The organism is Pontibacillus halophilus JSM 076056 = DSM 19796 (assembly GCF_000425205.1).
Lineage (GTDB): Bacteria > Bacillota > Bacilli > Bacillales > BH030062 > Pontibacillus_A > Pontibacillus_A halophilus.
This window is the reverse complement of record NZ_AULI01000012.1, coordinates 107,708-117,815: the sequence shown is the minus strand read 5'-3', so window position 1 is coordinate 117,815 and position 10,108 is coordinate 107,708. Positions and strand designations below refer to the sequence as shown.

General features: G+C 40.7%; 14 protein-coding genes, 1 pseudogene and 1 riboswitch. Of the genes and pseudogenes, 6 read left to right on the top strand and 9 right to left on the bottom strand.

What is annotated here, in order from left to right:
• The 4 genes and pseudogenes from H513_RS0112830 to H513_RS0112815 all read right to left on the bottom strand — a co-directional run.
• A pseudogene (locus H513_RS0112830) lies at positions 1-187 on the bottom strand (IS21 family transposase); the annotation flags it as partial.
• Between the two features lie 140 nt (positions 188-327).
• Positions 328-1,050: a hypothetical protein gene (locus H513_RS0112825; protein WP_026801116.1), complete on the bottom strand. Its 723-nt coding sequence runs from the start codon at positions 1,048-1,050 to the stop codon at positions 328-330.
• Positions 1,051-1,224: 174 nt separating this feature from the next.
• A complete protein-coding gene (locus H513_RS0112820) occupies positions 1,225-1,668 on the bottom strand; it encodes a pyridoxamine 5'-phosphate oxidase family protein (protein ID WP_026801115.1) in 444 nt (147 codons plus the stop codon).
• A 392-nt stretch (positions 1,669-2,060) separates the two neighbouring features.
• Complete coding sequence (locus H513_RS0112815) at positions 2,061-2,420, bottom strand: Lin0512 family protein (protein WP_026801114.1); 360 nt, start codon at positions 2,418-2,420, stop codon at positions 2,061-2,063.
• Positions 2,421-2,556: 136 nt separating this feature from the next.
• Between H513_RS0112815 and H513_RS20225 the strand changes: the two genes are divergently transcribed.
• Both H513_RS20225 and H513_RS21655 read left to right on the top strand, forming a co-directional pair.
• Positions 2,557-3,261, top strand: a complete 705-nt coding sequence (locus H513_RS20225; protein ID WP_051239974.1) for a hypothetical protein — start codon at positions 2,557-2,559, stop codon at positions 3,259-3,261.
• A gap of 42 nt (positions 3,262-3,303) precedes the next feature.
• Entirely contained in the window at positions 3,304-3,438 is a 135-nt protein-coding gene (locus tag H513_RS21655; protein WP_154655245.1) for a small, acid-soluble spore protein L, read from the top strand.
• A gap of 34 nt (positions 3,439-3,472) precedes the next feature.
• Here H513_RS21655 and H513_RS0112800 read toward each other — a convergent pair whose 3' ends face one another.
• Positions 3,473-3,748, bottom strand: coding sequence for a hypothetical protein (locus H513_RS0112800; protein ID WP_026801113.1), 276 nt, complete (start codon positions 3,746-3,748; stop codon positions 3,473-3,475).
• Between the two features lie 98 nt (positions 3,749-3,846).
• Positions 3,847-4,281, bottom strand: a complete 435-nt coding sequence (locus H513_RS20930) for an NUDIX domain-containing protein (RefSeq protein WP_231572118.1) — start codon at positions 4,279-4,281, stop codon at positions 3,847-3,849.
• Positions 4,282-4,488: 207 nt separating this feature from the next.
• On the opposite strand from H513_RS20930, the gene H513_RS0112790 reads away from it, so the two are divergent.
• The 3 genes from H513_RS0112790 (at position 4,489) to H513_RS20215 (ending at position 7,340) form a co-directional block, all read left to right on the top strand.
• Positions 4,489-5,820, top strand: a complete 1,332-nt coding sequence (locus tag H513_RS0112790) for an FAD-dependent oxidoreductase (protein WP_026801111.1) — start codon at positions 4,489-4,491, stop codon at positions 5,818-5,820.
• A gap of 23 nt (positions 5,821-5,843) precedes the next feature.
• Positions 5,844-6,239, top strand: a complete 396-nt coding sequence (locus tag H513_RS0112785) for a thiol-disulfide oxidoreductase DCC family protein (protein ID WP_026801110.1) — start codon at positions 5,844-5,846, stop codon at positions 6,237-6,239.
• Between the two features lie 90 nt (positions 6,240-6,329).
• Entirely contained in the window at positions 6,330-7,340 is a 1,011-nt protein-coding gene (locus H513_RS20215; RefSeq protein WP_036770246.1) for an LCP family protein, read from the top strand.
• A gap of 32 nt (positions 7,341-7,372) precedes the next feature.
• Here the strand turns inward: H513_RS20215 and H513_RS0112775 are convergent, their stop codons facing one another.
• From H513_RS0112775 to H513_RS0112765, 3 genes are read right to left on the bottom strand one after another with little or no spacing between them, the layout of a single operon-like run.
• Positions 7,373-8,782, bottom strand: a complete 1,410-nt coding sequence (locus H513_RS0112775) for an amidase (RefSeq protein WP_026801109.1) — start codon at positions 8,780-8,782, stop codon at positions 7,373-7,375.
• Between the two features lie 13 nt (positions 8,783-8,795).
• Positions 8,796-9,107, bottom strand: coding sequence for a DMT family transporter (locus H513_RS0112770; protein WP_026801108.1), 312 nt, complete (start codon positions 9,105-9,107; stop codon positions 8,796-8,798).
• The gene (locus H513_RS0112765) at positions 9,107-9,439 is read right to left on the bottom strand and encodes a DMT family transporter (protein ID WP_026801107.1); all 333 of its coding nucleotides are present in this window, start codon (positions 9,437-9,439) and stop codon (positions 9,107-9,109) included. The genes H513_RS0112770 and H513_RS0112765 overlap by 1 nt, the downstream gene beginning before the upstream one ends.
• 50 nt (positions 9,440-9,489) lie before the next feature.
• Positions 9,490-9,588: riboswitch (guanidine-I (ykkC/yxkD leader) on the bottom strand.
• Positions 9,589-9,823: 235 nt separating this feature from the next.
• On the opposite strand from H513_RS0112765, the gene hfq reads away from it, so the two are divergent.
• Positions 9,824-10,042, top strand: a complete 219-nt coding sequence (hfq, locus tag H513_RS0112760) for an RNA chaperone Hfq (protein ID WP_026801106.1) — start codon at positions 9,824-9,826, stop codon at positions 10,040-10,042.
• The last annotated feature ends 66 nt before the right edge of the window (positions 10,043-10,108 follow it).

The window sequence follows — 10,108 nt, the reverse complement described above, 5'->3', positions numbered from 1 at the left end:
TGACAATTTCTCCCCAATGTTCCTCATACATCATTCCTTTTCTGATCACCTGTTTTTCTTGTGGCACCTGCTCTTCATCCGCATATTTCTTGGCGGTACGCCAATTCACTTGAGCTCTTTGAGCAATTTCATTTATAGATACGTCTTCATGATTTCGTATAGTTTTGATATGATTAATCTTAGTCATTGCTAGCAATCCTTTCGACCTCCACTGTGTTTGATTCGACACCAATTACAGTAGAGTTATATTGGATGGCTGGCAAGGCTTTTTTTATCTAAAAAAGAAGTGCAGAGTTATGTACGTTTAGGTTGCACATCTCTGTACTTCTATTTTGCACTACACACTAATCTAAACAATGCTTCTCTCCAATACTCAATTCTCTTTTTTTGTCCAAGTAAAGGACCATTTAATTCCTCCATGATATACCATTGCTCTTCCTGATTTACATCGAAGATTTCAGGTACATATGTGGGGTGACGTTGATACAAATATTCACTGATTAACACCTCGTGCTTAAAGACATCTGGTACTGTCTTTAAGTAAAAATTTCTTCCTTTAGAATAAATTTTAAATAAGGCTGAACGTTCCCAACTTCTCATTTGTTCAAATACTAAATCATCCCCAAGCATATTGGTTACTTTCTTTTCCATCTCATTTCTCCAACCAACCTTAACCCATGGGAGAGATTGGCTTTCTGTTGCATCTACCCAATCTGTTAAAATATATTGATCGAAAGTATTTAAATGATCTTGAAGAAGATTAGATATATCTACCCAAACAAAATTTTTATGTAATGACCCAGGGTCGTCTAAAATTTCAATTTCATATATTCTTATGTTATTGATTTCTTTAAATATCCTTAATACATTAGTCTCTATATTATAATTCTTTCTTAGAAAACCATTAATATGGTTTGTAATTGCAACATGTTGAGTATCGGGAATAAAAGATGGAAACGATAAAGTATCCATTTCAGATGTTTTATCAAGCAAGATGCTCTTTCGGTCTTTAGTAATGACTATACATTTATAAGTTAACTGCTGTTTCATTAAAACCCTCACTTTTTAGAAGACTAAATCGGGATACTTCGATTTTTCTTTCTTAATCCAATGTTTGAGTAGTTAGTGGTTCTTCAACAATCCTGCCCCGTTAATGAAAGAAGCGACTGCTTTTGTTCAGCAATCGCACCCGTTAGCACAAGAAGCATCTATTTCTTTGATTAATCATTTATGAAGGACAAATGATTGGTCACGAACCACTACTGTTTCAGGCGTAAAGCATATTAAAACATTACTATTATCTAAATTTTTAAAACGTGGGTCCCATTCTTCTATTTCAGTTCCTAAGTAACGAGAAATTAGCTGATCAGCTATTATCTTCTCAAAAGGCTTTACGGTAGCTGTACCTCTAAATCCTGCATGTAAAAAAAGTCCATTATGATGATTGTAATTTACTATTCCAATAGCACATTTTGGATTTTCCCTTATTCTATCTGGAAATGTATCTGAAGCTGTACCTATTATCCAAATTTTATTATCTTTCCAATAAAACCAAACGGGTGAATCTCTCGGTGCATCCTCAACCACTGTTGATAAATGAGCTACTAAAGGCTTTGAAAGAAAATCTTCTAAATCAAAACTTTTACCAGTATCTCTAATAATGTTCATCATGACCTCCTAATTAACCATTTTACTTTTAATTACTTCTTTTTTTAACAAACCTGCCCCGTTAGTTTAAGTACAATGTTTCACAAAGTCTACATATGTAGTTAATCATTAAGCGTTTCAACCCTGCAAAATATTACAATTTACTATGTAAAGAACACTGGTTTTGACCATGGTTTTAGCAACATTATAACTTGCGAACAATAGCTGTTGTCCAACTGCTAATTCCTATGCTACAACGTTGACATTTTCGACGTTAAGCCACTATAAACCTTGTCATATCGCTAAAAACAAACATGCGAATTCATATATGAATTCGCATGTTAAAAGCCTTGCTAGTTCCATTTTCCTACTTTTGAACGGAACTACTTAGGATTTCCCTCGGCTTTTTTCTATTAATACCCTACTTCAACGGAAGCATTTACGATATACATAAGATCGTTTCGGTCTTCTTTCTCTTCCAGAACAATCCCACTCGTTGTCAGCATGCCACCGTCTACAATTTCAACGGTTTTAGTTCCATATGGAATCGCTTCTTCAATTTGCTTTACATCTAACTGGTCCGCATCGGCTGGTACAGCCAAACGAATGTTGACGACCATATTATCTAGTGATTGACCAGGCAAGAAGTTCTTAATTCCTGGCATTGAATTCGTATGGATTGCATCCTTCACAGCACGAACCGCTGCTTTCGTTACATTCTGACCGTGCACATCCACGCCCATTCCAGTTTCCACAAATACAATTTGTTCCAAATCTCTCTCTCCTTTGATGCAATTTGTTCCATTGTAGCATACATGAGAAATCGCATCAGTTATAGAGAAGCATGGTACGGGTATGAGAAGGGAAGCATAGAAATAGACACTATGAACAAGTAAAGGAAGTGATGATTTGAATGTAACCGTATTAAAACTCGTGAATGTACTTAGCTATATTTTTCTGTTGGTCGCCTCTTTCGTACTAGCAGGAGATATTGGGGGAGGAACAGAAGATGATGTCCTCTTCATGCCAGCAGGCTACGCTTTCTCAATTTGGGGACTAATCTATCTGTTGCTATTTGTATTTCTTGTGAAACAATTCTTCGCTGAGAAACAAGAAGAAGCCCTTATCCGAAAGATTGGATATTGGTTTCCACTTAGCATGATTTTATCTGGAACATCGGTTATTGTCGGAATGACGAATGCGATACTCTTCATTGCCGGCTCTTTAGTTACACTAATTATCACCTATTCCATCATCACAAATAGAGAACAGGATACAACGCTCTTTCGAATTCCGTTCTCGTTTTACTTGGCTTGGACTTCCATTGCGACAATCGTAGATACCTTTGTTGTGCTTGTCGGAAACGATGTAACCTCTTTATTTGGAATACACCAATTCGTATGGGCCATCATTATGCTCCTCATTGGTGCGCTGCTAGCTGTTTGGTTCCATATTAGAAACAACGATTCTATCTATCCACTCGTATTCGTTTGGGGTTATGTAGCAATTGCAGTCGAGCAGACACAAACTGCACTCGTATTCTTATCTGCCTCCTTAGCTTGCCTAATCGCACTTCTTGTCATCGTACGTGTATTCAAACGGTCAAACAAATAATTCTCTTGGAAGTAGGAGAAGTTATGGGTGGAGGTGTTACACATGGGTAAAAAGAGTCAAAACAAAGGACTAACAGAAGCAACAAGTGTCAACAAACAAGGTCGTACAGAAGACCAGGGTGACCAACAACCTCACACTCAGCTTGAAGAGCGTGCGAAGAAGAAAAACACGAAATAATGAAGAGGTTATGGAGTCCTCTCCATAACCTCTTTTATTCATGTAGACCTACCTCATTCATAATTTCTCTCAAATCATTCATGAGCATGGCTACTTCATCTTCCTGGAACAAAAGCGGCATCTGATCGTTAATCGTGACTAGACACGATTCTCCCTGCTCCTGTTGGTGGTGCAAGTATCGATAAAGCTGAAGTAATTGGTCCCGTCCAAGCGTCGAGGCAGTCTCCAAATGACGTAAGCTCGTAAGATAAAAGGAAGCCTCATCTTCCATAAATGAACCACTTACAAGTTCACCCTCATACCCTTTCATGACCTCGCTCCTTTCCTCCCATACTATCTCCTATATTTGCGTGATTATGAGCACAAAAAAAAGGAACGAGTCCTTTAAGACTCATTCCTTCATACCCATTACCACCCTGTCTTCGCATGTACAAACACTCGATTGTGTTCGTCGTCTTCTTCTACTACAGAGGCATAATGTTCATCCCAAACACTCTCGAATACCTGTCGAATACGAATAAAGTCATTCCACTCATCTTCCACATCTGATAAATGAACCCAATGTGCCCCTTCTACGCGATTGGAAGATTTCAAATCGCATTTATATAGAAGAGTAACACCATATCCCCCTTCAGGAATAAGGTGTTCGTAAACGCATACAAGATTTTGAATCTCAATGTCAATGCCCGTACTTTCTCTTACGTGACGGACTAATGAATCTTGCGACGTTTCACTACTGTCTACATACCCACCAGGTAAACGACGATCTCCCTCCAACACGTCCTCTGTTAGCAATAAGGATTGTTCATTGACCACAATAGCTTCAACATAAACATGGTTCATGTTCACTTATTGATGCCTCCTCTTTAAGAGCTTTCAAGAAAACTTCATTACGAGCGAGCATAGCGCAGGATAGCTATGTAACATCCAACAATTTCTATCTCCATCATATATAAAATAGTCAAAACAATCAAAACAAATCCTTTGGAAATTTGATAGGAAGGCGACGTTCGTTCATAATTAAACCAAATAATGATTGGAGGGAACAACATGAAATACGTAATTATTGGTGGCGATGCGGCCGGTATGAGCGCTGCCATGCAAATTGTCCGGCATGGAACTAATCCTGAAATTGTGTCCTTTGAACAGGGAGAAATTTATTCGTATGGTCAATGCGGACTTCCGTATGTATTAGGAGGGCATGTTGACCATACAGATGATTTAATCGCTAGAACGCCCGAAACCTTTCGAGATAAATATGGCATACAAACCCATACGCTTCATGAAGTAACAAAGGTAAACCCTGAAGAAAAATATGTATATGGAATCAATCATCGTACGAATGAGACATTCCAAGAGAGCTATGACCGTTTATTGATTGCAACAGGTGCGAGCCCGAAGCTCCCCCCATGGAAAGGTTCTCATTTAGATGGCATTTTCACACTTAAGACCATCCCAGACCTTCATGCGATACAGTCTGCTCTTACGGAAGATGTTAATCATGTAACAATCATTGGTGGGGGGTATATTGGACTTGAAGTAGCCGAGAATCTTATTGAAATTGGGAAAGAGGTACATATGATTGAGAGGGGAGAAAGACTCGCTAAATTGTTTGATCAAGACTTCTCACCATCAATCCACGATACAGCGACTCACCATGGTATCACTCTATCATTTCAAGAGTCGGTAGAAGGATTTCAAGGACATACCCACGTTGAGGCTGTAGTAACGGATAAAGGAACCCACCCGACCGATTTAGTATTAGCGGCAACCGGCGTCAGTCCGAACACTTCCTTCCTGAAAGGAACTGGGATTAATTTGTCTTATCAAGATGCCATTGAAGTGAACCATTATATGGAGACGAACCTTCAAGATATCTATGCAGCAGGAGACTGTGCTACCCAATACCACCGAATTAAAGAACGTCAAGATTATATTCCACTTGGAACACATGCCAATAAACAAGGAAGAATCGCTGGTCTTAACATGGTCAATGTTCCAACTACTTTTAAAGGTGTCGTTGGGACATCTATCATTAAATTCTTCGAGAACACACTAGGCAAGACTGGATTGTCAGAAGCGGAAGCAGAGCGGTTACATATCCCCTACCAGTCCGTAACCATTCAAGCTACGCACGAAGCAGGCTACTACTCTAAGGAAAATGAAATGACAATTAAGCTTCTTTACCAAGCGAATACAAGGACCCTGTTAGGCGGACAGATTATCGGGAAATCAGGCGTCGATAAACGCATTGACGTGTTGGCAACAAGTCTATTTCAGCGATTAACGGTTGAAGACCTACTAGACTTAGATTTGGCGTATGCCCCTCCTTACAATGGAGTATGGGACCCCTTACAACAAGCTGCTCGCAGAGCCAAATAAGTACACCTAAGGATGGATGGCTGATGAAACCTATTGTATTGTTTGACGGATACTGTAACTTCTGCAACCAAAGCGTACAATTTATCCTGAGACGAAATGCTTTAGAGGAGATTACATTTGCCTCCTTACAAGGTCACACCGGTAAGAGATTGCTTAAGAAGCATGGCGTACAGGATGGAATTGATAGTGTTGTCTTTATAGAGAATGGCAAAGCCTATACAGAATCGTCAGCTGCTCTAAGGATTGCTTGCTATCTCTCCTACCCTTACAAGATAGTGAGTATATTCTTAATCGTCCCCCCTCCTATCCGGAATGGTATGTATCGTATCATTGCAAAGAATCGCTATAAGTGGTTTGGAAAGAAAGAGGTATGCCGAATCCCTACGACTAAAGAACGAGCTCGCTTCCTAGACGACTAACGAAGTTGTCGAATTCTTCCGAAAAGTATAGTCGCACTATACATGTTTTGGTACGATAGTAGGGGAATACTACACGATTGAGGTGACCCTTTGAATGAGTCAAGAAGCAACAGACATCGTCGAAAAAGAAAAAGAAAGAAACGTATTCTATTCGTCTTTCTAGCCCTCTTTCTAATCGTTACCGGAGTGGCTGGTTATTTAGTAATGGAGGCGTATCAAGCTTCTCGTCAATCCTACGAAGGATTAGACCGTAGTGGCGATAAGTCAGACTTAAGAAATGAACAGGTCAACATTGGAGAGGACCCTATCTCTCTCCTACTTATGGGTGTAGAGACGTATTCATCAGAAAGTGGATACGGGCGTGCGGATACACAAATTATTGTGACACTAGATCCAACTACGAAAGAGATTACAATGACTACACTTCCACGTGACACAAGAGTCGAGATTCCGGCATCCAAGATAGGAGAAGAATACGGTGGTTACTCCAAGCTAAATGCGAGCTACACCTATGGGGAAATCACCGATTACGGAGCGAACAAGCTTGCGGTTGAAACCGTGGAAGGTCTGTTACAAGTTCCCATAGATAAATACGTTACTGTTAATTTCGAAGGTTTTGTCGATGTGGTCGATGCAATTGGAGGCGTAACTGTTACGATAAAGGAACCGTTCTGGGAGAAGAATATCTTTAATAACAACGAACGAATTTACTTTGAAGAAGGCGAAACCAAACTAAACGGCGAAGAAGCCCTTGCCTTCGTGCGAATGAGAAAGAGAGATGTGAATAGCATCTACTCCCGGGAAGAGCGCCAGCAGCAGTTTGTAAAAGCCGCTTTACAGGAAGTCATATCTGCCAAAACGTTATTTAAAGCGAACGAGATCTCTTCTATACTTGGTTCAGAAATTGCAACCAATTTAAAGCCTCAAGAAATCTTCGCTATCCAGCAATCGTTCTCCTCCATTAGCAGTCAAGAGATTGAATCCTTTGAGTTAGAAGGCTCGAACCAGTATATCGGTAATACAGCGTACTTTATACCAAGTGAAACAGGCTTAGCGAATTTGCGACAACAGCTACAGTCTAAACTAGACATTGAACCTTAAAAAGGAGAAAGCCAGTCGGCTCTCTCCTTTTTCTATGTCGTTAATTCTTTATACTTATGAAACCACGGCTTCGCTTGTTCAAGTTCCGTAGCGAGTTGGAGTAATGTGGCTTCCTCCCCAAGTGCTCCAGTAAACTGAGAACCAATTGGGATACCTTCTTCCGTCCAATAAAGAGGTACACTCATAGAGGGCTGTCCAGTAACGTTTGCAAGTTGACTGAAACTGACGTAGTGGGTCATTGTCTCCACCATATCTTGCATCGGGTCTCTTTGATGATTAAACTTACCAACTTTAGCTGGTAGTACGTTTAAGACTGGTGTCAGCAACAAGTCATACTCTTCTTGATACATGGCCATCATCTTCGCCACACGTTGGAGTCTTACTCGTGCCTCCTCATATTCCATAGCAGACACTCGTTCCCCATCTAAATACACTTGATAGGATAAAGGCTCAAGCGATTCCTCACTTGGCTCATTACCTGAAAGCATTCCCATGTGCTTAATAATTACGGCTCCGCTTGCAATCCACACCGTACAGAAATCTCTCGCGTACTGCTCGAAATCAAATTTCGGCTCTATCTCCTCTACTTCATGTCCGAGGGATTGTAGGAGTTCGACTGTCTTGTTAAGCGACTGACGAACTTCATCCGCAATGGCGACTTGCCCTGACCAATCATAGGATAAGGCAATTTTCAACCGTCTTGGAGCCTTCTTTGACTCTTCTAAGAAGGATGTTTGCTGGTCCAATAACGGATATCCTTCTCCTCTGCCACTACCTTTAATGACGTCTAAGAGGGCAGCACTATCTCGTACCGAGCGTGTGAGAGCATGACTCACCGCATAATCATTCATGTAAATAGCATATGGAATTCTTCCCCGGGATGGCTTTAATCCAAATACCCCACAAGCAGAAGCAGGAATCCGAATCGAACCTCCTCCATCACTCGCATGAGCGAATGGAGCCATACCAGTAGCGACTGCCGCAGCAGCTCCCCCACTCGAACCACCTGCTGAACGTTCACGATCCCAAGGATTTAGAGTAGGTCCGAAATGAAGTGGTTCTGTCGTAGGTAAGAAACCATACTCTGGGGTGTTCGTCTTTCCAAAGAATACAAGCCCCGCTTCACGGTACCTTCGAACGAGTTCATCGTCTTCGTCTGGAACGAACCCTTGCATTAATTTAGAACCAGAACTGGCTGGATAGCCTGCCACGTTATTCAAATCTTTCACAAGGAAAGGCAGTCCATGGAGACCACCCTTAGCAAATGATTGGTTTGAGATCTTCTGTAAGGCATCCTGTCCAAATTCATGAATGACCGCGTTCAGTCCAGGATTCATTTGTTTCATAACCTCAATATAATGCGTGAGTAACTGCTCCGCGGTAACTTCACCGCGGTCTAACAACTCTTTTAGTCCGAGTGCATCGTAATTTGTTAAATCCATGGCTCCTCCAATGTTATACAAGTTTTAACCCTATTGTAGCGCCAATAATAACGAGAATAAAGGCAATCCGCTTCCGTTCTTTTGATTCATTGTATAAGACCATCCCAAGCAATGCTCCACCGGCAGCACCTATTCCAGTCCATATGGCGTAAGCCGTTCCCATAGACAAGGTATTCATCGCTAATGATAGAAATCCAAAGCTTCCAGCGAAACCAAGAGCAATTAACCCAAGCACATACTTCTTCTTCTCTTGGTGCCATTTATTCATTAACGTGACACCGCTCATTTCAAATATCCCAGCTACAAGTAGATACACCCATGCCATTACACGTGTTCCTCCTTATCCTCTGTTACAATTTTCAACCCAATCACTCCAAATAGAAGAATGGCAATAAGGACGAGTTTACCTATTTCAAACGGCTGTCCAAACAGAATACTCTCAGACAACACAGTCCCTGTTGTACCAAGGCCAACAAAGACTGCATAAGCAGTTCCTACAGGGAGTTTCTCTCCTGTCTTCAACAATAGATAGAAACTGAATACCACCGCCAGAATGGTACCCGACCAATCTAGCACACTGTCTGCATGTTTTAGTCCAATTACCCAACTCACTTCAAATAGGGATGCGATAATGACCATCCACCAATATCGATTCATACACAACACCTCTCTTATTCTTAAGCATGAAAAAAAGCCCCGGAGAATATATCTCCCGGGCTTTTGTCCCTCCGTGTCGCAACCAGAAATCGATTGCGGGTTCTCTCTCGGACCAGTCCATTTGATGCGGAACCCTAGAGAACCTGTCCGTACTAGTATAGACGTTAACAAACAGTTGGGCAAAAAGTTTGTTTTTATAACGGAGCCGTTGTTTATTTCTTGAAAAAATCTAATGAATTGATTACATTTGTTAAAGATAGCTTAATGGGTGATTCAATTTCGAATCCTCAAGTTTACATATAGCTGTCAGCACCGTTGTGAAACGTAAGAAATCGGTGTAAGATGTAATCATTGAATACTTTATAGATAGAAAAGGGGCTAATTATGGTTGAGATTCAAAACGTCTTTCTAGAAGAACTTAAGAAGAACCAAACGAATGTTACTGTATTTACAACAAACGGAGTACAATTACGAGGTACAATCCAAAACTTTGATAAGTTTTGCGTGGTTCTAAGCGTAAATGGTAAACAGCAGTTGCTATTCAAACACGCAATCTCAACGATTTCACCTCAAACGCCTGTTCAGATTCATCAACAAAAATAAACCGTTACGAAAAGCCTTGTCGACAATGACAAGGCTTTTCTTATGATTCACTACACGTTCACTTAA